The 22,701-nt window shown below is 56.8% G+C and carries 22 protein-coding genes; 11 read left to right on the top strand and 11 right to left on the bottom strand.

Features of this window, described 5'->3' with window-relative positions; all coding sequences use genetic code 11:
• The first annotated feature begins 100 nt into the window (after positions 1–100).
• Positions 101–280, top strand: coding sequence for a hypothetical protein (locus tag BXP70_RS23125; RefSeq protein WP_143436643.1), 180 nt, complete (start codon positions 101–103; stop codon positions 278–280).
• Positions 281–331: 51 nt separating this feature from the next.
• Complete coding sequence (locus BXP70_RS23120; protein WP_086596497.1) at positions 332–940, top strand: glycoside hydrolase family 97 catalytic domain-containing protein; 609 nt, start codon at positions 332–334, stop codon at positions 938–940.
• Positions 941–1,143: 203 nt separating this feature from the next.
• On the opposite strand, the gene BXP70_RS23115 is transcribed toward BXP70_RS23120, so the two are convergent.
• Entirely contained in the window at positions 1,144–2,139 is a 996-nt protein-coding gene (locus tag BXP70_RS23115; RefSeq protein ID WP_086596496.1) for an alpha/beta hydrolase family protein, read from the bottom strand.
• 213 nt (positions 2,140–2,352) lie between these two features.
• Here BXP70_RS23115 and BXP70_RS23110 point away from each other — a divergent pair, with 213 nt between their 5' ends.
• The 3 genes from BXP70_RS23110 to BXP70_RS23100 all read left to right on the top strand — a co-directional run bounded on the left by BXP70_RS23110 (position 2,353) and on the right by BXP70_RS23100 (position 4,323).
• On the top strand, positions 2,353–2,721 hold the full coding sequence (locus BXP70_RS23110) for a winged helix-turn-helix transcriptional regulator (protein WP_086596495.1): 369 nt from the start codon (positions 2,353–2,355) through the stop codon (positions 2,719–2,721).
• Between the two features lie 447 nt (positions 2,722–3,168).
• Positions 3,169–3,756 carry a Crp/Fnr family transcriptional regulator gene (locus BXP70_RS23105; protein ID WP_086596494.1) on the top strand — a complete coding sequence of 196 codons (588 nt, stop codon included), beginning with the start codon at positions 3,169–3,171 and terminating at the stop codon, positions 3,754–3,756.
• A gap of 81 nt (positions 3,757–3,837) precedes the next feature.
• Complete coding sequence (locus tag BXP70_RS23100; protein WP_086596493.1) at positions 3,838–4,323, top strand: DUF1330 domain-containing protein; 486 nt, start codon at positions 3,838–3,840, stop codon at positions 4,321–4,323.
• Positions 4,324–4,821: 498 nt separating this feature from the next.
• Here BXP70_RS23100 and BXP70_RS23095 read toward each other — a convergent pair whose 3' ends face one another.
• The 4 genes from BXP70_RS23095 to BXP70_RS23080 form a co-directional block, all read right to left on the bottom strand.
• Positions 4,822–5,979, bottom strand: coding sequence for a fumarylacetoacetate hydrolase family protein (locus BXP70_RS23095; RefSeq protein WP_086596492.1), 1,158 nt, complete (start codon positions 5,977–5,979; stop codon positions 4,822–4,824).
• Positions 5,980–6,217: 238 nt separating this feature from the next.
• Positions 6,218–7,138 carry a DUF6268 family outer membrane beta-barrel protein gene (locus BXP70_RS23090; protein ID WP_086596491.1) on the bottom strand — a complete coding sequence of 307 codons (921 nt, stop codon included), beginning with the start codon at positions 7,136–7,138 and terminating at the stop codon, positions 6,218–6,220.
• A 559-nt stretch (positions 7,139–7,697) separates the two neighbouring features.
• Entirely contained in the window at positions 7,698–8,480 is a 783-nt protein-coding gene (locus tag BXP70_RS23085; RefSeq protein WP_086596490.1) for a LytR/AlgR family response regulator transcription factor, read from the bottom strand.
• Positions 8,477–9,538 carry a sensor histidine kinase gene (locus BXP70_RS23080; RefSeq protein WP_086596489.1) on the bottom strand — a complete coding sequence of 354 codons (1,062 nt, stop codon included), beginning with the start codon at positions 9,536–9,538 and terminating at the stop codon, positions 8,477–8,479. The genes BXP70_RS23085 and BXP70_RS23080 overlap by 4 nt, the downstream gene beginning before the upstream one ends.
• Before the next feature lie 593 nt (positions 9,539–10,131).
• Between BXP70_RS23080 and BXP70_RS23075 the strand changes: the two genes are divergently transcribed.
• From BXP70_RS23075 to BXP70_RS31095, 4 genes are all read left to right on the top strand, one after another.
• Complete coding sequence (locus BXP70_RS23075) at positions 10,132–10,947, top strand: oxidoreductase (RefSeq protein ID WP_086596488.1); 816 nt, start codon at positions 10,132–10,134, stop codon at positions 10,945–10,947.
• Between the two features lie 6 nt (positions 10,948–10,953).
• The gene (locus BXP70_RS23070) at positions 10,954–11,781 is read left to right on the top strand and encodes a helix-turn-helix domain-containing protein (RefSeq protein WP_086596487.1); all 828 of its coding nucleotides are present in this window, start codon (positions 10,954–10,956) and stop codon (positions 11,779–11,781) included.
• 248 nt (positions 11,782–12,029) lie between these two features.
• Positions 12,030–13,115, top strand: coding sequence for an adenylate/guanylate cyclase domain-containing protein (locus tag BXP70_RS23065; protein ID WP_179197794.1), 1,086 nt, complete (start codon positions 12,030–12,032; stop codon positions 13,113–13,115).
• A 42-nt stretch (positions 13,116–13,157) separates the two neighbouring features.
• A complete protein-coding gene (locus tag BXP70_RS31095) occupies positions 13,158–13,586 on the top strand; it encodes a GNAT family N-acetyltransferase (RefSeq protein WP_086596485.1) in 429 nt (142 codons plus the stop codon).
• A gap of 261 nt (positions 13,587–13,847) precedes the next feature.
• Here BXP70_RS31095 and BXP70_RS23055 read toward each other — a convergent pair whose 3' ends face one another.
• Entirely contained in the window at positions 13,848–16,373 is a 2,526-nt protein-coding gene (locus BXP70_RS23055) for a TonB-dependent receptor domain-containing protein (RefSeq protein ID WP_086596484.1), read from the bottom strand.
• 80 nt (positions 16,374–16,453) lie between these two features.
• Positions 16,454–17,026, bottom strand: a complete 573-nt coding sequence (locus tag BXP70_RS23050; protein ID WP_179197793.1) for a helix-turn-helix domain-containing protein — start codon at positions 17,024–17,026, stop codon at positions 16,454–16,456.
• Between the two features lie 335 nt (positions 17,027–17,361).
• Between BXP70_RS23050 and BXP70_RS23045 the strand changes: the two genes are divergently transcribed.
• Positions 17,362–17,694, top strand: coding sequence for a hypothetical protein (locus tag BXP70_RS23045; protein ID WP_086596482.1), 333 nt, complete (start codon positions 17,362–17,364; stop codon positions 17,692–17,694).
• 258 nt (positions 17,695–17,952) lie between these two features.
• Here BXP70_RS23045 and BXP70_RS23040 read toward each other — a convergent pair whose 3' ends face one another.
• From BXP70_RS23040 to BXP70_RS23025, 4 genes are all read right to left on the bottom strand, one after another.
• A complete protein-coding gene (locus BXP70_RS23040; RefSeq protein WP_143436642.1) occupies positions 17,953–18,198 on the bottom strand; it encodes a hypothetical protein in 246 nt (81 codons plus the stop codon).
• Between the two features lie 173 nt (positions 18,199–18,371).
• The gene (locus tag BXP70_RS23035; protein ID WP_218779845.1) at positions 18,372–18,830 is read right to left on the bottom strand and encodes a DinB family protein; all 459 of its coding nucleotides are present in this window, start codon (positions 18,828–18,830) and stop codon (positions 18,372–18,374) included.
• Between the two features lie 561 nt (positions 18,831–19,391).
• Positions 19,392–20,033 (bottom strand): aldo/keto reductase, encoded by a 642-nt coding sequence (locus BXP70_RS23030; protein ID WP_086596479.1) that lies wholly within the window; start codon positions 20,031–20,033, stop codon positions 19,392–19,394.
• Positions 20,034–20,337: 304 nt separating this feature from the next.
• Positions 20,338–21,516, bottom strand: a complete 1,179-nt coding sequence (locus tag BXP70_RS23025; RefSeq protein ID WP_086596505.1) for an FAD-dependent oxidoreductase — start codon at positions 21,514–21,516, stop codon at positions 20,338–20,340.
• A gap of 97 nt (positions 21,517–21,613) precedes the next feature.
• On the opposite strand from BXP70_RS23025, the gene BXP70_RS23020 reads away from it, so the two are divergent.
• Positions 21,614–22,576 carry a helix-turn-helix transcriptional regulator gene (locus BXP70_RS23020; RefSeq protein ID WP_086596478.1) on the top strand — a complete coding sequence of 321 codons (963 nt, stop codon included), beginning with the start codon at positions 21,614–21,616 and terminating at the stop codon, positions 22,574–22,576.
• Positions 22,577–22,701 lie beyond the last annotated feature (125 nt).

Below are 22,701 nucleotides of genomic sequence, written 5' to 3'. Positions count from 1 at the left end.
GTGCTCATTGATCTGACGCACGGTAATAGCGAGCCCCCTAGCTTTGAGTTGACTCATGTTCTGCAACTGCTCTGGCTCCTTACTTGCTGGATCTTCGAGCTTGAGCACTCACGCGTGTACCACGGCCCTGCGCCGGGAATTGGTAGCTACGTTGCGCTACAACCCCGCCTTCACCCAGGAAAGCATTGCGGCGCAGTGTGGCTTCCGCAACGGGCGGCAACTGCGGCGCCTAGGGCCCACCCGAACCGGCGAAGCAACCATCCAAGTGCCGGTTATTTAATAAAAGCTACCCTTATGAAAACCGCACGCCTGCTCGTTGCTTTCCTGTTAATTGGTTGGTGCTACGGCCACACTACGGACCGGCGAGTCGCGCACCTGGCCCAACGAGCTGTCGCGGGAGGCCGTGCGCGGCTTGGAAAGCGAAAAGGTATGGCCCGAGCACGACGCCGCCCTCCCTTTTACGCGCTACTTAGCGGGCCACGGCGACTACACGCCCCTCACCTTTGGGCCCCTGGGTCAGGGCACCACCCTCGCTCACCAAGTAGCGACGATGGCCACTTTTACCTCGCCTTTCTTGTGCGTGGCGGCCAACCCGGAAGAGATGTTGGCGAGCCCGGCCCGGGAGTTTATCACCAGCATCCCTACGGTGTGGGATGAAACCATCGTGCTGCCGCAGAGCGAGCTAGGTACGCTGTCCTTGCTGGCCCGCCGTCGGGGCACGACCTGGTACCTAACGGCCCTAAACGGGACGGTAAGCCAGCAATTACCTGTGAAGCTCACGTTCCTGGGGAAGGGCACCTATCAAGCCCTAACGCTGGCTGACAGCCCCGACGCGCCGGCTCAGGGAGTCATTAAGCGAGCTACTGTCACCCGGCAGACTTCACTTCCTCTCCCTACAAGCAGGCGGAGGCTACCTAGGTATTTTTCGGCAATAGGCTGAAACAGAACCGCTATTCTTCCTGATGAACGGCGACCTAATCAATCCGCGACGCCAGCGTTAGGGTGGTAGCTTGGAAGCTACCAACACCCATCTACTTCACTAGGTTAGGGTGCTTAAGCCGCTCAACTGTAAAAGTGCTTTACTCACACCAAAAGACACCTTTTTGGCCTTTCTTACCAGAACTCATTTCGCGAAAGGAGTAGCTAAGAAAAACTATTAAGTGGCTTTTCTTGTACTCGCCCTAGCGGCTGAGCCCGGTTCTGTAGGTCGGCGCAGGCGGATTCCCAGGCCGTATCGCCGGGGAAGAGGGCACTGCGCAGGTAAGCCCACGTCAGCTGCTGCACGGCGGCCACCCGCGCCGGGTGCTCGTCCGTGGTTTCTGTGACCCGCTCGCCGGAAATGCCACCTAGCATGTGCTCGCCGCCAAACAAGGTCACTAGGCCCGTGGCGCCCGGGCTGAGCGTGTAGGCATCCGTGAACCAGTCGGGGCCGCGGTGCGTCAGGGGCGAGTGGTCCTGGTCGCCCGCCACCACCAAGGTCGGCGTGCGCAACGTCGCGTAGTGTTGGTTCAGGTGCGGGAAGTGCTCGGCGGCGAACGGGGTGAGGTCCTGGCCTCCGCGGCCCCCGACGCTTAACAGTACGCCCGCTTTGATGCGCGGGTCGAACAGGTCTTCGAGCAGGCTGCCGTCGGGCGCCATGACCCGCGCCCCGAGCAACATCGCCACGGTTTGCGCCCCAAACGAATGCCCGGCCGCGGCTATGCGGCTGTGGTCCAGGCGGCCCTTCAGGCCGGGCATAGCCTCTTCGATGCTGCCTAGTTGATCCAGGACGTGCTTCACATCCGCCACCCGCCACCGCCACATCACCGCTTTACGCGGGTCGCTCAGGTAGGCGTTGAGAGCCGCGCCGTGCTCCGCCGGAAGGTTGTGCTGGAGCGTGCGCGAATCCAGAAATGTGGGCTGCAGGACCACGAAGCCGCGCGCCGCCCAGTAGTGCGCGAGCGGGGCGTAGCCATCCGAGGAGGAGCCAAACCCGTGGGCAAAGACCAGCACGGGGAGTTGGTGGCCACGAGCAGGCGCGGACACGCGCACGTGCAAATCGACGCCCCGGTCCGGGGCCGCGAGTACGACGGGGCTAACCGAAATAACGGGCACAGGCGCAGCAGCCACCGGGGCCACGGCAGAAAGCAAATTGTTCATAGAAAGTAAGTTACCGCTAGTTTTTGCGTGCCCTGCTGAAGCAGTTCGGCGCCACCCGACAAGAGAGCGGAGCCGTTCTTTCAGCTCGTCGGCGGGTACGCTGGCAACAGATTGAGTGAGCTATTTTTCGAGCCCAAAAGTAGCAGCACGCACTGGCCCTTTTGTTATCGGTTATCTAAAGGATACCGGTTACAAATAGAATACCTTTGCCAAATGAGCACCTCTGCTAGTACCTGCCGCTCCACGCACCGCGCCGTGGCCGATACGCTCGACGTCATTGGGGGCAAATGGAAACTCGTGATTCTGTCGGCTCTGCTCGAGCGCACCTACCGCTTCAAAGAACTGGGCCGCGAAATCGGCATTTCGCCGCGCATTCTCTCCAAAGAATTGCAAGAGCTGGAGCAGCACCAGCTAATAACTCGCACAGTCTGCAACACACGTCCTATCACCGTGGAATACGCCGCCACCGCCTATTGCCGCACCCTGCAAACGGTGATAGGGGCCTTAAGTGAATGGGGAATGACGCATCATCAAACTATTGTGGGCAAGCCTCGATCAGGCACGACGGCGTCGCCTGTCTAATGAGCGCTCGACTGAACAGGCACGCATTTTCATCCGCCTATCGTTTCAGCAAGCGTCCCCTTTGAATTGGTCAGCGGTAACCTAGGCTCCGTTCCAGGGGATGTCTTCTGACAGATTCGTGATGAAAAGCTGTTAGTATACGCAACGGCAGGGTTGATCTGCCGCCGATAGGCGGGCCTAGTCGAAGGTGTACGGCCTGCCCTAGTCAGGATAGCGCACAGAACAGCCTTTCAGCCCCTCTCTTGCCCCGCAACAAGCAGCTAGCGTAGGCGGTTTGGGGGAAAGCGCTAACCCTGGCTACTCCTCGAAACCCGACTCCCATTTAGAGCAGATTTCTTTTCCAGGAAGCGCACCAGCGCAACGGCCCGCAGCCGGTAGAGTTACCGCTATTGCTCGGGTGCCGGTTGTTCGCTGCCGGCACTCGTTCCTAAAGCCTCCCACTTACCTATGTACCAGCCCATCCTCGACAACGTAGCCCGCGACATCATCCTAACGCCCGAGGAGGCCACCTGCTTCACCCAGCTGCTGAGCACGCAGCAGGTAGCCAGTGGGGACCACCTGCTGGTGTCGGGCGAGCGGGCGACCTGTCTCTGGTTTGTGGTAAGCGGCTGCGTCCGCACCTATACCACCGATGCCCACGGCCGAGAACACAACCTCGCCTTTTCCACCGAAGGATGGTGGTGCACCGACTCGGCCAGCTTTTTTGACGGCGGCCGGGCTACGCTGTCCTTGCAAGCCTTGGAAGCGACTAGCCTGTTCTCGCTGAGCCTGCACGACTTGGAGCAGCTGTGCACCCACGTGCCCCCGTTTGAGCGCTTCTTTCGGCTGCTGGCCCAAAAAGGCTACCAGCTGCTCGAGCGCCGGCTAGTGGCGATGCTGCGCCTCACTGCCGAGGCCCGCTTTCTGCGCTTCCATCGGCAGTACCCGCGTCTGCTGCACCGCGTGGCGCAAAAGCACATTGCGGCGTACCTAGGCATCACGCCGGAGTTTTTGAGCATGCTGCGCCGCAAGCATACGCCGCCGGCGCGTTCTTAAAGTAGTTTAAGGAGATAGTAGCAGGTAGGAGGCGTGCTTTGCAGCCTGTTTTTACTGGTCTTCTTACCCCTGCTTCTTACCATGCTAGACACCCCTCCCGACCTGCGTTTTGACACGCTGCTGGCCGCCGCGGCCACCTTGTCCGCCAATCAACCCGTGGTGATGCTCAATCTGCTGCGTTACCGCGCCCAAGCCGCCTACGATGACCCGGCCGCCCAGCCGCCACGGACCGGCCAGCAAGCGTACCAGGCGTACATTGATGCCTTTATGCAGTACAACGACCCGGCCGCGTTCACCATCGTCTTCCACGGCGCGGCCCAGGCGCAACTAGCCGGACTACCCGGCGAGCAGTGGGACGCCGTCGCCCTAGTCGAATACCGGAACCTAGGTGTTTTCCGCCGCTGGGTGGAAAGTGACGTGTATACCCGTCACGTGGCGCCCATCCGCCGGGCTGCACTGGCGGACTGGCGCCTGCTGCTGCTCACCCGCCCGGGCGCCCCAGCCACCCCAGCCGCGACCGACACCGGCTACCGACGCGGGCTCATGGCCCAAGAGACGATTTACTGATTCCGCCCACTGCGAAACTAGCTTTCAGTTCCCGGTTGGTCACGGGACAACGGCGAGGGCGCATCGTTGCCAAGGAAGGCGGACGACGCACCCCCGCCGTTCGGCTGCAGGCCGTAGCCAAGTACAGCTTATGGCCCGGCTCGTGGAAAAAGATAGCTTATGTCTTGCTTGAACGTTAGCACTTTATAGTTAGGGCGGCCAAGCAGATAACCTGCTGATGACTTTGTGAACCGCTTGCTGGCGTATTAAGGTATACCGTCAAGCGGCATAAAACAGCAGCCCAGCAATGGCAGGAGTCAAAATGAGCAAACACCTTGCTTCACTCGTTTATCATTTGCTAAGTTCAAGAAAACGGTCGTTCTCCTGAACCATTCCGCTAGAAAGCGGCTCTTGTTCCATTAGAGTGCGGACTGATGGTGTTTGTAACAGGAGTTTCATTGGTCATTTAAAGGATTCTCCTGCTGAACTCATTGCTCCAAGTTCCTACTAATCCAACACTTAGGGGCGTTTAGTCTGGCGGGCCGTTGCGGTTGTCGGCTGGATGGTGGTTGTGATGTGACCTAGCTTTGAGACGGAAGTCACCACTACGTCGCCCGGCTGGAGGTAAAGTGGTTTGCGGCGCTGTGCTTGGATATGGCGCTCTTTCATATAGGCAATAGGCGACTGCCCCCGCAACCAACTGAAGGTGAAGATGGATTTGGTGATGGCCCCGGCGATGAAGCCGCCGCCCGGCGCATTGAAGGCTACGCCGCTGGGGGTACCAGTTAGCAGCACGGCTCCTTTGGGAATACCATCGCCGTCGAAGAGCGCGGCAGGCTGGTGGTGGCTTTCCCAGCGCTTCTGGCCTTGGGTAGCGACTACCTCGGCAACAATCTTATCCAGCTTCCAGACCATGTTCTCTGCCTTCTCCTGCTGCCGCGGCTGGCCATTAACAGTCAACTGCAGCTCTAAGTCTTGATAAAAGGTGCGCCACTGGCGGGGCACCACCACGTAGGGACCGGTTGGAAAGAAGTTAGGCAGGCTTTTGGCGTCGGAAAAGCCCGCGCCGCTCCCGAGGTTTTTGGTGTTGATGTGGCGCATGAGGGAGGCGCGGTCCGTGAAATCATTGATAACCAGGAAACCCACCCGGACTTCATCCAGTGATGTGGTGGCCATGATGGTGCGGTCGAAGACCACGCCTAGCTCTACTTCATAGTCCAGCAGCCACTCCGGTTGGTAGGTGAGCTGGTGCACGGCGGCGCTGGTAGCTACCATTTTCGGAAACAGAAAGGGCTCGGTCATGCGGGCTTCGCGGCCATGCTCGGTGTAGTTAATGCCGAGTGCGGGGTGGTGGCTGCCCGCTACAGCCGGCAGTAGGTCGGTGTAGGCGCGCTTAACGCGGGAATTTTCTGCTTCGATGCGGCGGGTTAAATCTTCGTGCGAGTAGCCTAGCAGCACATCCAGGGAATAGGCGTCGTAGCGGTTGAGTAGTTGGCTGAGGTCTACACCACTTACGGCCTGTCCATCGTCCTCGAGCACAGCTAGGGTATGAATCCGTCCATCAGTGCCAGCATAACGGGCTAGGCTAATGGCCTCGCGCAGAGGAGCTACATCAGCGGCCGAGGCCTGCAATATCAGGCTGCCAAGCAGTCCAAGGATCATCCAAAGGGTTTTCATAAAGAGTTGTTGTTAAGGGTTATTGAGAAAGTTGATTCCAGCCTAGCGCGTAGTGGCGGAGGGAGTACATGCGTCAGTGGGCAGGGAATAATTAGGCTTTCGAGCACAGCGCGCCGCTAACCTGGTGCTGACACAACCTGGTGAAGCCAGGGCAAGCGGCAGGACTGCAGAGCGGGTGGCGTATGAAAGGGAAGTCGAGGCCAGGTGGCCGGGTGAGTTACCTCGCCGCTAAACCGCGCTACTTAGTGAAGACGCGGTAGCTCAGGGCGAGGCGGAAAACCAAGCCCTTCTCAATCTCCGGACTGATGGGCTTGGGTTCATTCCCGAGCACAACGAAGTCCACGTTGTCGGCTTTATCGGTTTCGTTGAACACCTCTAGGTTGCGGATAAGCGAGTAGCCTACTTTGGCGCGCAAGGCGAGGCCGGGTTTGATATTGTACTCGGCAAATACCCCCGGCGTGGCAAAGGAGTAGCGCACGTACTGGTTCTGCTGCGCCAAGCGGTAGCTGCTGTTGCCCGCCAGCAGGTCGAAGCCGGTGCTCAACCTAGGGTTGTGCGTGTAGTTGATGGTCAGGCTGGTCGGGGCGTCACCGAAAATGCGCACCTTCTCCGAAACTTGCCAGTCTAGCCCCACTTGCACGATATAGAGCGCGCCGTAATGCTGCTCGCGGTAGCCCAAAGAGCCGCGAAGGGCAAAGTTGGGTTTCACTTGGTAGACGCCCCGCAAGATGCCGCCGAACAGAACGTCCGCGCCTTTGATGCGCTGGAAATCCGAGCTCAGCGTGGGCAAGAAAATGGCATCCATCCGCAGCTTGTCCGAGAGGCGGCGGTTGTACCCCAGCGTAGGAGTCACCGAATAAAGGTTGTTCACATGGAAGCCGGGCCGGGTGCCGTGAAACGAGTACGCTTCGCTTTGCACTCCCAGAATCAGGTACTGCGACTTGTCTTGCTTGAGGAAGTAGGGTATCCCCATATTGAACCGGCTGATGCTGGCGCGGAACTCATGCTGCTTGCCCTCTGCGTCTTTGATAGAAAGCGGCATATACTCGGAGCTGACATTAACGCCTTCCTGATAGCCTTGCGCCCAGCTTGCCTGCGGAAAAGCTAGGGCGACCGCAGCAAAAGTGCCGAGCAACTGGGAACGGAGCGAAGTAAACATGGGCTTGTTCGATTAAGGGGTGAATCCACGAATCGGCACTCACCGGTTCGCTCAGGCAGCAAGCGAGGGCAGAAATGCTACCTAGCCGTGTTGCTGATTCAAAGGAAGAGCCCAGGGTATGCCTATTTTTAAATACTGCGGTGAAGCCGGGCTCCGCCGCAGTAAAGCCGGGAGAAACGCGCCGACGGCTACTCCTCGGTGAGGAATAATAGCCGAGTAGTCAGGTCGCATTTAGGGCCCGAACCAGCTTTACCTTGGCCGCCCTCACTAGCGACCCGCATTCGGCACTGCGCCCTTTTTCGGCAAACCCAAGCGATAAACACATGCCTTCTTCCCTAGCTGTATTAGACCCCAGCACGTGCCCAAGCATGGACGCATCTTCAATTCAGGCGCTAATACAAGAAGCCTAGGCCCAACTGCGGCATCCCGATGGTTCGGTGATCCACAGCCAAGCCTAGGCTTCTAAAAGACAGCTCCTATTACTTAGTCCAAAAAAATAAGAGGGAATGCCGCCGGGTAAGGTTCTAATTGCATCCGGTACAGCGAATCTGAAGACCAACTACTGCAACCAGCGCTTGAACAGGGGGACCCGGTCGCGGCTGACCAGAACTTCCTCCTGGCGCGGCGGCAGCAAGTCAATTTTCAGCTTGCCCGCGAAATAGCTGTAAATCCGGTCAATAGCTTTGAGCGAGGCTAGGTACTGCCGGTTCAGGCGAAAGAATAACGCGGGGTCGATTTGCTTTTCCAGCTGCTCCAACTTGTTTTCCAGGGGAAACTTGCGCCCGTCGTGGCGCACGAGGTACACGATATCGTGTAGGGTGTAGAAGTAGGCAATATCGTCTACGGCTACCGGCAGCAGCTCCTCGCCGGCCGTGACCAGCAGCCGGTGCCGATAGCGGGACTGAGTGGGGGCGAGCTGCTCCAGGAGCTGCTGCATTTTCAGGAGTTGCGCGTCGCTGTCCTGCACTTTCTCCTGGGTGGTGGCCTTGCTCAGCCAGTAGGTGTGCTTTTCCAGGGCCCGCGCAATGTCGGCCGCCTGAATGGGCTTGAGCAGATAGTCCAGGCTGAGCAGCGCGAAAGATTGCAGGGCATACTCGTCGAAGCTGGTCGTGAAAATGATGGGACTGCGCACAGGCACCGCGTCGAATATTTCGAAGCTCAAGCCATCATCCAACTGAATATCGGCGAAAATCAACTCCGGGGCGGGGTTGTTCAGCAGCCAGTCCACGGCCTCGGCCACGCTGGGCAGTACGGCCTCTATTTCTACGGCCGGGTGCTTGCGCAGCAGGCTTTGCAGATGCTGAGCAGCTAGGTCTTCGTCTTCGATGATGATGGTTTTCATTCCGGATGGGTGAGCAAGGGGAGGACAACTTCAAATTCGCTGCCCCGGTTGTCGATAAGTACTGGACGGTCCGTCAGCAGCTGAAACCGGCTGACGATGTTTTGCAGCCCTTGCCGGGTGCTTTTCTCCAGAACCGTTTTCTGGTGCATGGTATTGGTCACGCTCAGGGCCTGCTCGGTTGCCCGAATCATGATACGGAGCGGAAAGCGACTATTAATAGCATTGTGCTTGATGGCGTTTTCAATCAGCATCTGCACGGCTACGGGCGGCACGCGCAGTTGCAGCGCAGCCGGGTCTATTTCCTTCAGTACTTGAATCTTTTTCCCAAAGCGTATGGCGTTTAAATACACGTACGCCTCCACGAAGGTCATTTCTTCGCTCAGAGAAACGGTCGTGCTCTTTTTGCTCAGCAAGATGTAGCGGTACACGTTGGCCAAGGCGCCCAAAAACTCTTGGGCCGGCTCGTTCTCGCCGATGAGGGCGGCCATCGTATTGAGACTGTTAAAGAGAAAGTGCGGATCCACTTGCTGCTTGAGCGCCTCGAGGCGGCTAATGGCATTTTCGCGCTCCAGGGCCGCCGCGCGCATAAAGTAGTTGCGCCATTCCTGAAAGAAATAGACGCTTTCGTACACGTTGGTGATCAGCAAGGTTGTGAGTAAGCTGAAGCGCAGGTTGCCCCAGTAGGTAGGCATAAAAGCGGCACCCGGTTCCTCGAAGCGAACTTCCAGCCACGCATTAAACAGCGTCGCGACCATCACAAAGCCGCTGCCTAGCAGCACGTGCAGCACGACCCGCCGCACCGTCAGTTTGTAGCCGGGCAATCGGCGGCGCAGAAAAATGAAAATAGCCACATTCCCTTGCCAATACAGGGCCGTCACCACGAAATGACTTAGGAAGTCTTGCCAAAAGGCAAGTGTGTCCGCCTTGCGCATCGTAACGGTTAGCAGCAAGCTCACGGTCACGATACCTAGCCAGCGCAGCCGGGGCTCCTGCGCTAGCCACGGAGAAACTGAGTCCACGACCCGAGGAGCCGCCAGAGGCTGAGTAGAGGCATTCATGCAGTTGAAGAAGTCATAGCACAAGGATTTTACGGTGTCACCAGGGCGTAGAACCTAGGTGCCGTTTGCGGCTAACGAATTCAAAAGTCTGCAAAGGCCCGACGCCGTCCAATAATAGTGCAGTGAAGCCGTGGTACGCTGTGGTGAAGCCGGGCAATAGTGAATTGAACCCCCGAAACGGTAGACCCTTCAGGCGAAGGTAGAAGAAGCGGGGAAGTTGTTTCGAACTGGAAGCAACGTGGTAGCGCTCATAATAGGCAGCCTGCTCAACACATAAGAAATTTCGCAGGCGTGAGGGGGGTGGGTGAAGCACGACGGGCTACTAGCTAGGTAGTGGGGTTTGAATCCGCAGCGTGGAGCACCGAGTGATTTTCACTACTGGAAAGCTAATTTCTAGGTGCACTACTAAGTAAGCACTAGCTATCGGTGCGACGCTACGGGCGGAAGCACGCGCAACAGACCGTACAGGGCCGGCAAACTATTCGTCAGTTGACCTTTTCAGCACACAACCTTGGACGTTTCAACAAAACAGCCCCGGCAGGCCTGACGGTACCTTTGTAATGTAGATTTTACACAACAAAACTCCTACACACATGAAAAAGACAGCATTAGTAACGGGAGCCTCGGCTGGAATTGGCAAAGCAACGGCTATTTATCTTGCCCAACATGGCTATACCGTGTATGGGGGCGCGCGCCGAACAGACCATATGCAGGCCTTGAAAAGCTACGGCATTACCCCCTTGGCGCTGGATGTCACCAACGAGGAAAGCGTGGTGGCATGCGTCAATCAAATTGTCGAAGCAGAAGGCAGTGTTGATATTTTGGTCAACAATGCCGGCTTTGGCTTGGAAGGAGCCATCGAAGATCTGCCCATGCAAGATGCCCGCTACCAGTTGGAAGTAAACGTGTTTGGGGCCATGCGCCTGGCCCAACTGGTGTTGCCGAAGATGCGAGAAAACCGTTACGGCAAGATTGTGAACATTTCCTCCGTGGGCGGTAAGATTGCGTTTCCCCTCGGGGGGTGGTATCACGCCAGCAAATTTGCCTTGGAAGCCTTGAGCGATAGTCTGCGCAATGAAGTGAAGGAATTCGGCATCGACGTCATCGTAGTGGAGCCCGGCGCTACCCGTTCGGAATGGGGAAATGTTGCCACCGATATTCTGCTGAAAGTGTCGGGCCATACCGCCTACCAAGACTTGACGACGAAAACCCATCAGTTATTTACCCGGCTCTCGAAGAATGTCGCCGAACCCCTCGTAATTGCGGAACTGGTCAAGAAAGGAATCGAAGCCAAAAGCCCCCAAGCACGATATACCACTTCCCAACTAGCCTCCCGGCTTTTATTATGCTTGAAACGGATTCTGCCCGACAAGCAGATGGACCAATTAATCATGAGTCAACTAAAGTAAGCAGCTATGGACACCGTCTTTCTGCACCATAATCTCCTGTATGCGCGTGGTCATCAGAAAATGCAAAGCAGTGAACATTACTTCCCGGACCACGCGCTGGGCATCATGCTGTCGGGCGAGTCGCATTACTTTTCCAACGAGGGGACCTTTGTCATGCAAGAAGGCACCATTGGTCTGCTGCGGCGCAATGAGTTATTCAAGAAGCTGAAAAAAGTAGGGCCAACGGGAGAGCCGCCTTCGTTGATCAGCCTGTTTCTTGACCAAAAGACGCTGCAGCAATACGCCGCTGACAATGGTATTCCCAAGCAAAGCACTTACCGGGGCAACGCGATGCTGGACCTAACCAGTAATGTGTTCTTGAAAGGCTTTTTTGATTCTCTGTTGCCGTATATCGACCAGCCGAAAAAACTCACGGCGAAAATGGCGGAACTCAAAACCTATGAAGCCATTGAGTTGCTGCTACAAGCGGGGCTGAGCTATCAAACCTTCTTATTTGATTTTCAGGAGCCGCACAAGATCGACTTGGAAACGTACATGAATCATAACTTCAAATACAACATTCCCTTAGCCTCGTTTGCCAAACTGGCGGGACGTAGCTTATCGACCTTCAAACGAGATTTTACAAAAATATTTGAAACTACGCCGGAAAAGTGGCTGCAAAACAAGCGGTTAGAACAAGCGCACTATCTCCTTTCAAAGAGAGAAATGCGACCCTCAGAGGTGTATTTGGAGGTGGGGTTTGAAAACCTATCGCACTTTTCCTTCGCGTTCAAGAAAACCTTCGGGCTAACGCCAACTGAGTTGACGGAACAACAGAGAACAACCAGCTACTGACACGCACAAGGCATTTCCTGGCCTGTCAGCTCGAAAGTAGAAAAGCATCGGTTCTACGCGCAGAGCTGATTGCAAGCTTCTCGTTCATCCGTCTCGGATACTAAGAATTCGTCAGGTGACTAGCTGCACAAATCGTCTTTTAAGTTGGTATGAGCAACTGGATGCGTACATTTTCGCCTCCTGTCACAAACACCTTGCTTTCCTTTCAGCAGCTCGCTGCCAGTGCGCAGTGGCTATCGTCTTCGCACATGCCTACTTCTCGTACGATTTCTGCGGCTCGTTCGGCCCGGTTCTGGGCCGCCCGCCGGTATGTGCTGCAAACTATTGGCAGTATTGGGGGCGCCTTCGTCGGAATCTTACTATCCCTAGCCCTGCTGCTGTGGGTCCCGACGCGGGCCCTGCTGCCACTGGCCTTGGTTGGACTGCCGATCGGCTGGGCGCTAGGCGTACTCGAGGTACTCGTGTTTCCCGCGCTGGTACAACGCCTGCCCTTGCGCTTGGCCACGGCCCTGCAAGGCATGGGGCACGCCTTCCTGCTACTGCTGCTCTACGGTGGCTTTCGCCTGATCGCGCACCGTTTAGGATTGCCGCAACTCTGGACAGAGCCAGCCAGCACCACCGCCGAACCGTGGCGACAGGTGTTGTTAATCCCCATTGTCTATGCCCTCGCAGTCTTGGTAACTACCCTGCTCCGACAACTGTTGCAGGGCATGAGCCGTCGTCGCTTGAAAGAGCTTCTACAAGGCCGTTATCAGCAGCCGGAAACCGAAGAGCGCATTTTCCTTTTCGTCGATCTGAAGGACTCGACGCACCTAGCTGAACTCCTCGGTAATGACCGTTACAGCCGCTTGGTGTGTGACTTTTTCCGCGACGTGAGCCCAGCCATTGCAGCGGCCCGTGGGGAGGTGTACCAGTACGTGGGCGATGAAGTAGTAGTCACCTGGCCCGCACCGACGGGACGGCAGTACGCCAACTGCCTGCAGTGCTTTTTCGAGATGCAGCGGGCGATTGCCGCGCGGCACGAAGCCTACCAAGCCGCGTACGGGGTGGTGCCCTCCTTCAAGGCCGGGGCGCATGGCGGTATAGTCACCACCGTGCTAGTAGGCACGCAACATCGGGAGGTAGTCTACCACGGGGACGTACTCAATACCACGGCGCGCATTCAGGCCCAGTGCAATAGCCTAGGTAGCCGCTTTCTGATTTCAGTCGCATTGCGGCAACAGCTGGGTGAGCAGCCCGAGTTTCAGTTTACGGCCCTAGGAGGGCAAGCCCTGCGCGGCAAAGCCAGTACAACGGATCTGTTCGACGTGCAGCTTTACTTGCCCCGCCTGTGAGAAAGTTCTCGCTACGGCCCCGCTTGCAAAGGGTAGTGGTTAATGAGGCACAGTCCTTTTACGTGCTGCGAAAGGTCGTTTGCAGGGTGTGAAATTTTATGGCTTGCTTCTATTTTAGCAGTAGAACGAGCAAGTAGCCCGGAATTTGTCGGCTTGATTGCGTTAAACCTCGGCAAAGTAAACTTTAAGAATGCAGAAGGCTGGCACAAATTTTTGCCTTCTTATTGGGGCCAGGGATTGACCACCGAAGCGCTAAACGCTTTGTTAAACTATGGGTTCGACTACCTCCAGTTGCACCGTATTGAGGCGGGCTGTGCCGTAGAAAACGTTGGCTCTACCCGGGTACTAAAGAAGGTCGGAATGATCCTCGAAGGCCGCAAAAGACGAGGTTCACCTGTTCGAGGGACCTGGGTCAATAACTACCTTTTTGCTATCCTAGACACAGACTGGGCGACCATTCGAGAGGGCTGAGTGAGGGGAGTTAGTTGTTAAAGGAGCCGCCGTCTTGTGTGACTAGCGTTACATCATTTTAAAGAAGGACTGGCTACTATCTTTTTCAAGTTGGTCACGGCTCTTGCGCCCAAAGCATCGGGGTCGAAACTGCTATAAACCGACGCGGTACCCAAGCTTGTCCAAAGCACTGCAAGGTGCTACGTCGTTGGCGGCGCTCCCGCGTTCAGTGCCGACTAAACCCGGTGCAACGAGCGAGTTGCCTACCCGTTGCTGGCGGCGCTAGCCGCCCCCGCTGCTTTGGCCACCCCCGCCACTTTTGAGGTCGTCATTCCGAATGCTTTTGCGCGGGCGCGTGGCCTGCTGTTGCCCAAAGCGGTAGGCGAAGCCCACCCGAAACTGGCGCTGCTGGTTGGCGAAGCGACTGTTCTGCGAAAAGGCGGGTGTGGTCGTCGCGTTGCCAAACGTGCGCCGCGCGGTGAAGGGGTACTGGGCGTTGAACGACACATCAGCCCGGCCTTTGAGCAGCGTTTGGCGCAGGCCCAGGCCGTAGTAGATAAAGCCGCTGTTATATCCCTGAAGCGTCGGCCGCGCCAAGATCTGGAGGAGGTTGCCTTGCAGCGTCAGCGTTTTGGTCGCTTTGTAAGCGGTGTTCGCGTTATAGTTGGCGGCGAAGCCGCGTCGCGTTAAGTCCAGGGCCGTGCTGTGCAGCAGCAGGTACTCCACGTTGCCGCCCAGGCTGAGGCTCCAGTTGTTGGTGGGCTTGGCCGAGACGTAGCCGTTGAGCTGAAAGGCCGTGTTACGGGCCACGTTGGCGCTGGTGGTCAGCACCAGATTGGGAGCTGGTACAATCTCGTCCGGCACGGGCCGCAGCGGTTGGGTGCTGGCAAAGCTTACTTGCTCGATGGAGTTACCGGTGCGCAGCACCGACAGGGCCACGTTGAAGGACGTCGTTTTGATGAAGTTATTGTAGCTCAACTCCACTGAATGTGTCAGCTCGGGGTCTAGGTTGGGGTTGCCGTAGGAGTAGCTGATGGGGTTGCTGCGGTTGACGTAGGGGTTCAGGTAGTAGATGTAGGGTCGGCTGATGCGGCGGCTGTAGGCCAAGCGCAGGCTGCTGGTTTTGCTCAGTGTGTAGCTCAGGTTGACGTTCGGCAGCGGCGTGACGTAGCTGCGGTAGGGGATGCCGGTGTTTGTGTTCGTAAACTCGGCCCACAAGCCCGTGCGCTCCACGCGCCCACCCACGCCTACGTGCCACTTCTCCGTGGCGTTGAAGGTGTAGGTGGCATACGCCCCTTCCACGTCCTGGCGATAGTCAAACGCGGTGCCGCGGTACCGGGAAGTCGCATACTCGGCGGCTTGGACTGGAAACAGCGTATCGACCTGCGCCTGGGAACCCGTGAGGCGTAGGATACCCTTGAGGCCAAACTCCAGGGTTTTCTTTTCCCCCAAGGGCAGGGTGTAATCGCTTTGCAGGGTGTACTCGTGGCCCGGTAGACGCGTGGTGCTGCGTTCCCGGTAGCTGGCCTGGCTCACCTCGAGCGGTCGGTCAGCATGGTTGAATTGATTGAATTCGTAGCCATTGCGGTTGCCGTTGTACGCGTACTGCACAATGGTGCTCCACTCGCGCCGCGCCTGCTGATAGGTGCGGGTGTAGGTGCCGGTTACTTCGGCGTTGCCGCCCTGGTAGGTCGAGCGCGTATCCCGCAGAAACAGGGGGCTGAAGCCCGGCAACAGCGTCGTGTAGCGGTTCAGGTTGCCGGATTGGTTGGTACCGCCGTAGCGGAAGAACGAGCCGTTGAGCGACAGACTGTGGTGCTCAAGGGGGTCATAGTCGAGCCCGAGGGAGCCCGAGCCGTAGTAGCCGGTCGTGTGGCCGGTGCCGTCCTGGCGCAGCGTGTCGTTGCGGGAACTGCGATAGGTGACTTGTTCGCTGCTCGACGTGCTGCGGCCGTTGTAGTTCAGGCCGCCATTGAGCGAGGAGGTGAAGTTCACCTTCCCCTGGCGGAAGTTGAGCGAGTTGTTGCCGTTGCTGCTGCGGGTGCCGGCATTGGCGCTTACCGTGCCATTGAGGCCCTGCTTGGTGCCCTTTTTGAGGACGATGTTGATGATGCCGGCCGTGCCTTCGCCGTCGTACTTGGCCGGCGGGGTAGTAATGACCTCCACCGATTTGATCTGGTCGGCGGGGATGCTCTTAAGGGCTTCTTTCAGGTTAGCAGCCAGCGTCGGCGAGGGCTTGTTATTGACCAGCACTTTAAAATTGCTGTTGCCGCGCATGGTCACATTGTCGTCGCCATCAATAGCCAGCAGCGGGGCCTTGCGCAGCACGTCCTGGGCCGTGCCCCCGGCATTGGTCACATCCTGCTCGGCGTTGTAGACGAGGCGGTCGGGGCGAACTTCCATCAGCGGCCGTTGCGCGACGACGACCGCTTCGCCTAGCTTTTGGGCCGTGGCGGGCAGTTGAATGGGCGCCAGTGCCAGCCGGCTGTCGGTCACCGTGACGAGTTGAGTCCGCACGCCGTAGCCCACGAAGCTGATGCGCAAGCGATACGGGCCGGCCTGTAGCTTCGTGAGTTCGAAGCGCCCCTGCTCGTCCGCCGATTGCCCGGCCACGACTTTCTCGGCAGGGGCCGGTAGCAAGAGCACGACGGAGGCAAACGGTACCGGCTGCCGGGTGAGCGAGTCGAGCACCGTGCCCGTGAGCGAGCCGCTCCCCGCTGCCAATCCCGGCGTTTGCGCTGCTGCCTGCTGGCTCAGTATTAGAAAAAACAATAGAAGCCAGTAAGCTTGAGCAAAAAAATGCTTCATAGAAAAGCGGGCAAATTGTTGAGGCAATCTATTGTTAATGAATTGGTTATTGGTAGAGCCTGATGGCCTTGTTTGGGTGATTATAAAATGGGAACTGCGAACGAATACACTACTTCACGGCCGCGCTGGAGCTGGAAACTAGCCACCAGAATAATGACCGTATTCACCAAGCAAAGCGAAAGGACAACCGGTGCGATGAGCAGTGGTGAAATGAAAAAAGGCAGCTGTTTAAAGAGGCAGAGCACCACCATAAAGAGAAACCCATAGATGATAAAGCACCAGGTAAGCTGGAAATTGAGCATGCGTCTGCCGAGTTGATCCACGCCTTTCACCTTATCCCGCTTCAGGACCCAGAGGATCAAGGGAATAAAGAGGTTGCCCAGGGGAACAATCCAGAACGAAAGACTCGCTAGGTTCATCAGCTGTAAAAAACCGGGGTTTGCTTCTTGCGTAAAATCCAGCAGCTCCTCAAGGGGTGTATCTAAGACTCTAGCGATTGCGCGAAGCGTATTGCCGCGCGGCTCCGTACTGCCGGATTCGATACGTTGTAGCGTTCGTAAATTGATCGACGACTCGTCCGCGAGTTGTTCTTGAGAGAGCCCTTTACTTTTCCTTAAGGCTCCAATTTTTTCGGCCAGTAATCCCTTGCTCATCATCGGGTTATGTTTAAGCCAAAGGTAGCTTAGTGCCGAGGTGGATCTGCCGGTTTTAGCCCGACATTTCTACGGCATTTGTGTCATGAGGCCGCGCATTTGTAGTATAGCTGCCCAACTGAACGATAATCCGAGGAGATTCCAACCTTCAATAGGCGGTGTTGGTCTGCTCGGAAAGTCCCTGAAAGCATTTGATCAAGGCCCTATCCGGAGACAGTAGCTACTTGTTATTGATTGCGTCCTTACACGCTATTTGGGTGTCTTACAATTCTAATTTTTGTCTTACAAGCCCAAATTTTATCTACTTATGTGTCTTACAACTGTAAGACATAGCGATGGAAGATCTTACTCATACCCCTGCCTCACGCAATGAGGACAGCATATCTCCCAAAGGGAACAGCCCTGTTACGTGGTCGATACGTGGGGTCGAAAGAGACACCCGAGCCGTGATTGAGAAAGCTGCTGAACGTGCGGGCAAGACCATCGGCCAGTATGTTAATGAAGACATTCGCAGCCTAGTACAAGGTCAACTGGTTCAATCTCCCTTACCAGCCGCCCCCGTTACTATTCAACAGCAGATCGACCACCTCACGAAGATTGTCGAAGGGATTGCCACCCGTTTACCCGAGCCAGGTAAAAAATCAGTTTGGCAACGGCTCTTTGGGTAGATCCATTCTCTTTCCCCTTGTCATGAATCCAAACACCTTAGCAGTAGAGGGCACCCGCTAGGCTACTTCAGTCTTGGGCATTTTTTAGAGGAGCCTTGTAAGGTGTCTAAGCTGCGGATCTACTCGAATTGGGTCGGTAGCTGTTCATTGGCCTGCCCCGGTAGGGTCCGACTGTGCCCGAACACGGCCGTGTCGAACGATAAACGGCTTGCTTTGAGAATACTCTGCTGGCCCAGGGCCCGGTCTTCGTAGAGGGTACTATAGGCTAAGCCCAGCGCGTGCGAGCACAGGTCGGCGGCAATAAGCACCCCCTTCGCTGGGTGGCAGCAGTGCCACGTGGTGGGCGGACGTGTGCACCACCTGTAGGCCGCACAGCAGCGGCAGTACGTCGCCGTCGCTCAGTTGTTCGTCCACGGTTACAAGCGCGACGCTCGTAATCGGGCCTTTGATTATCAAGCGCGTAAACTCGTCGGCCCACGCCGCTTGATAGGATGCGAGTACCACGGGGCGGGAGGGTTCAAAAACGAGCGGATTGGACAGGAGAGCGAAAAACCCGGCCATAGGGCTGAGCCTTGTCGTATACTGGGTTATCCAAGGCTGCTTATAGGCTCAGGTCTATGATCTCTATGCGTCCTTGTTCGTCATAGCGGATGACAAGCGTAAAGAGGCTGAGCCATTCAGGCTTGTAGAAACGCTTTCATCTGGTGAGGTAACGGATAGCTGCCTTTGAGCCTTCTGATCAGCACTACTTCTCCTAGGTGAAAGGACAAATGTAGGGCTACTTCCTGCAGGATTTGGTGCTTGGTTAGCTCCTGCTCGTCTGTAGCTGCGGGCTGGGTGAGGGACGCTTGAAAAGCCGCTAGTTGTCCCTTGAATTCTTGTACCGCTGCTTGTAACACTGCCTCATCGGACGGTACTCGTTCACGGCTCCACGTCGCGTCCTCCTGAAAGGGCTTCGCCAGCATGGTCCCTTGCAGTTGACGTAGCTGAAAGGCTTGCCAGGTGATTAGATGCCGCAGGATCTGCCAGATACTGGTCGGGAATTCAGCTTGATCCAGGCCACTACCCTCAACGGTTAAGTCGTCGAATGCTTTGAAGGTGTCCCAGGCATGGTCAAAAAGGTAGTGGTTGTTCATCGCGTTGTGCATTTCTGTGCCTTGGCAACGATATTATTCCCTAGCAAAGTATAGTTTCCTAAGCTCTTAAAACCCAGAAAGCCCCTCTAATGGAGGGGCTTTCTTATAGCTCAAGACGATTACCTGTTTGACGTATTGTTAGACTATGATCGATCAGCTAGCATGCGGACAACCCTTCTCACTGGCTTATGCTTCATGACGTTTTTCTCCCTGCAGGCGTAGCAACAGCAGCTCTACGCGGTGAAGGACTCTGGCCACTATCCATCCCGCAGCACTTCGTGGCGTTATCCCCCTATGCTTACCTGCCACACCTCACATCGTGGCCTTCTAACGCAAAATGTGCTATCTGAATGTTCCAACAGAGTAAGCAGAAAGTTAATGACCTCTGTTCCACCAGCCGATCTTAGATTGACTTGAAGGAGGACTTCTCCGGCCTTGAGGAAGGGCGGGGCACGAAACGCACTTCCAGCATCTCAACCTCGCCGTAGGCACCAAATTGTGCGGCTTTCATAGTAGGTATAGTATCTCTTATTTTGGGTAAACGCTTGGTCGCAGGTGGTATTAATTCGGAACGAGGTGCTTGAATTGCGGCGGTTGACGGTCGCCCCTAATGGCGCCGTCCGCAAACGTCTCCTCCAGTAGCATCAGGTCTTCTGCCCGTAGCGGCAATTCCAGCGCCGTGACCGGATGAACGGCATGCGCACGTTGCAACTGCGCCGCATTTGCTTCGGACAACCCTAGGAAGCGAACCTTGCCTTCTTGAATAAGGTCGGCGATAGCACCGACTGTCTCTTCAATCGGCACATCAGCTGCGATGCGGGCCGGCTGGTAGATGTCAATCACGTCAACACCTAGCCGCTGCAGTGAGTACGCCGCGAAGTTTTTGATGGAGGCCGAACAGCTGTCAAAGCCTAAAAAGGCTCCACTGGGCGACTTCTGGGCGCCGAACTTGACACTAATAATAGCTTGCTCTCGTCGCCCCTTAAGGGCACGACCAACGAGCATTTCATTGTGCCCCATCCCATAAAAGTCGCCGGTGTTGAGCAAGTTAATGCCGGCATCAAGCGCGGCGCGAATGGTGGCGATGCCGTCTTGATCACGGTCTGGACCCGGGTGAGGACCTACCGCGCCGGACATCTGCATGCATCCTAACCCAATAGCCGAGACGAGGGGGCCCTCCGTGCCAAGTCTGTGCGTTTTCATAAGGCTTCTAGCAAATAAGCTGTTTCCGGCAATCGCCAATTCAGCGGGTAGATGTTAGCGGAGTAAGAAATGACTGGTTACTGTCGCAAGGGTGCAGATCAACTATTGGTAGACAGCATCCGCGAAGAAGCTGCTCGCCTTTGCCAACCTGCTTATCGGTAGCTTCTTGCAGCTGCTATGGACGCACAGCTGAAGCACTGTTTTTAACCATACTCACGGGCGATGCGAGCACCTGTCCAGGCTGGCGAAAGGGGGTATAAACCGTTATGAAGCAAGGTTTCAGGCTCAGCAATACTCTACCTAGCTACGTGTTAGGGGCCGCGTCGGGATTACTAGAGAATATGCGCAAAAAGGCTTCCTGGTTGTTGTCGGCGTGCATGAGGTCCAACAGCTCTCGCGTTTCCGCTTCGACGCCTACCATGCGCTGACGCATCTTCGCCTCGTACGCGGCAATGGCGTGTCTCGTCGTTTCGAAGTGCGCACTGCCCAATGCCTCGGCTAGGTCCAGGGCATCCAGCATGGCCTGGTTAACCCCTTCCCCGTTGGGGGGCAGGCAGTGGGCTGCATCGCCCAGCAGCGTGAGGTTGGGCTGCGACGGCCAAGGCGGGGTTAGGGGCAAGTAGTAGCTCGGGCGGGGCACCACGGTCAGGGCCTCGTTGGCGAACAGGTCCTGCCATTTTGGGCTCCAGGTGCTGAACTCCTGCGTAAACCACGCGGCCACCGCGGCCCGGTCAGTCCAGTTGATACCTGAAGTAGTTAGCCAGTCCTCGGGCTTTTTCACCCAGACCCAAAAGTTAAGCGCGCCATCACCCTTGGTCAGAAAGCTGATCGTTTGGCCATTTTCCAGCGCCGTGAGACTGCCGCCTTGGATAAGTTGCCAAAGGACTGGTACCCGCTGCGCCGCGTCAGGCACGGCCCCTTCCAGCAGCGTAAAGCCAGCGTAGACCGGCCGCACATCGGTGAGGTAAGGGCGCACCTTGGAGTTGGCACCATCAGCCGCTACCACGACATCGGCATAGGCCTGCGTACCGTTTTCAAAGTGAATTTCCCATCCTCCTCCTGCCGGCTGCATAGTCGTGAAGCGGGCATCCCAGACCACGGTCCCCGCCCGCAACGAGGCCACGAGCAGGTCCCGGAGTGGCCCCCGGTCAATTTCCGGACGGAAGCCCTCATCCCCGAAGTCCTGGGCTACCCAGTCAGCGTGTTGATCAAGCAGGACTTCCAGCTGGCCATTGACGACGACCATCGCATCCGCACCGGGGCGGTAGGCACGCTTGAATTCTGCCAGCAAGCCCGCCGCAGCCAGGGCTTTTAGGCCCGAGTCGTGGTGCAAGTCCAGGGCCGAGCCCTGCGGCCGAACCTGCGGGGAAGCGTCGCGCTCGTAGACGTGCACGGCCACGCCTTGCTGCTGCAACAGGCGGGCCAGCGTCAGGCCGCCCGGTCCTCCGCCGATGATGGCTACTTGCTTATTCTGTAGAAGCATAGCAGATGCGTTGATAATCAAGTGACTAATTAATAGTACAAAATTGATAGTGGTTTTACGGATAAAATAGCCCATAATGCATTAATAATAGTCGATAATGAAAATCGCTGTAACTGACACGGGCTCTGGAATTGCCCTACAAGTGGCTCAGGCCCTCGGGGCCACTGTGCGCGGGCGCTTTATTGATATCCCGGCCAGCAAGGGCGGTGGGTACATTACTGGCTTTACCTGGGGTACGGAGCTACGCATGATGGTACGCCACTACTACCTGCACGAGGCAATGCTGGTGGAACGGACGGACCTAGCAGAGCGGCCAGAAGAGGTGGTATTTCTGCTGCGCGGTATTCTGCCCTCGGTTACCCAGACCTCACCCTCGCCCCCGACGCTGGCGGAACCCGCCAGTGTGCTGATCTGCCCACACGCGGCCTCGTCCGTCATCGACATGCCAGCTAATACGCGCTTCAACAGCGTGACCATTGCCGTTTCCCGGTCCTACCTGCGGCAGCTGTTCGGTGAGCTAGACCACCCGCTGGTGGCCAGCCTACTGGCTACTAGCGACCCTTTTGTGTTTGAAACGGGCATTTCGCCCGCTATGCTCCAACCCGCCAGTGACCTGCTGCTGCCGCCGGTACCGGAGAGTCTGGCTAGCCCCTATTGCAAGCTCAAATGCGAAGAGCTGCTCTGTCATACAATAGCCCTGCTGCTGCAACGCGAGGCTATCCCGCCCGGCAAAGTGCACCTAGCCGACCTGCAGACTATCTATGCCCTTAAGCTGCGCTTACAAGCGTCCGTGGGAGAAGCGCCCCCTATTGCAGACCTGGCCAAAGAGGTCCAGATGAGTGAGCCGAAACTGCGCAAACTGTTCCGGCAGACCTTTGGCAAAAGCGTGTTTGACTATTACCAAACGCTACGCATGCAGGAAGCCGCCCGTTTGCTAAAAGAGCAGCGCCTGACGGTTTCGGAGGTGGGCTATCAGGTGGGCTATACCAACTTGAGCCATTTTGCGCGGGTATTCGAGCAACACATCGGCCTCAAGCCAAAGAAATACTCGGCTCTCTAAAGGCGAGGGCATTAAGGAGTAGGGCAAGCAGTGCTACTTACAGGAGGTTCATGCGTTTTCACCCCTCATTTGGATGAACCAACAGCGTTATCTCAGGAGTATTTCAAATCAATGTTGGTGCACAC

Source organism: Hymenobacter crusticola (genome assembly GCF_002154225.1).
In the GTDB taxonomy this organism is placed as follows: Bacteria; Bacteroidota; Bacteroidia; order Cytophagales; family Hymenobacteraceae; genus Hymenobacter; species Hymenobacter crusticola.
Note: the sequence above shows the minus strand (reverse complement) of the source record. Positions and strands in the feature narration are given on the sequence as shown.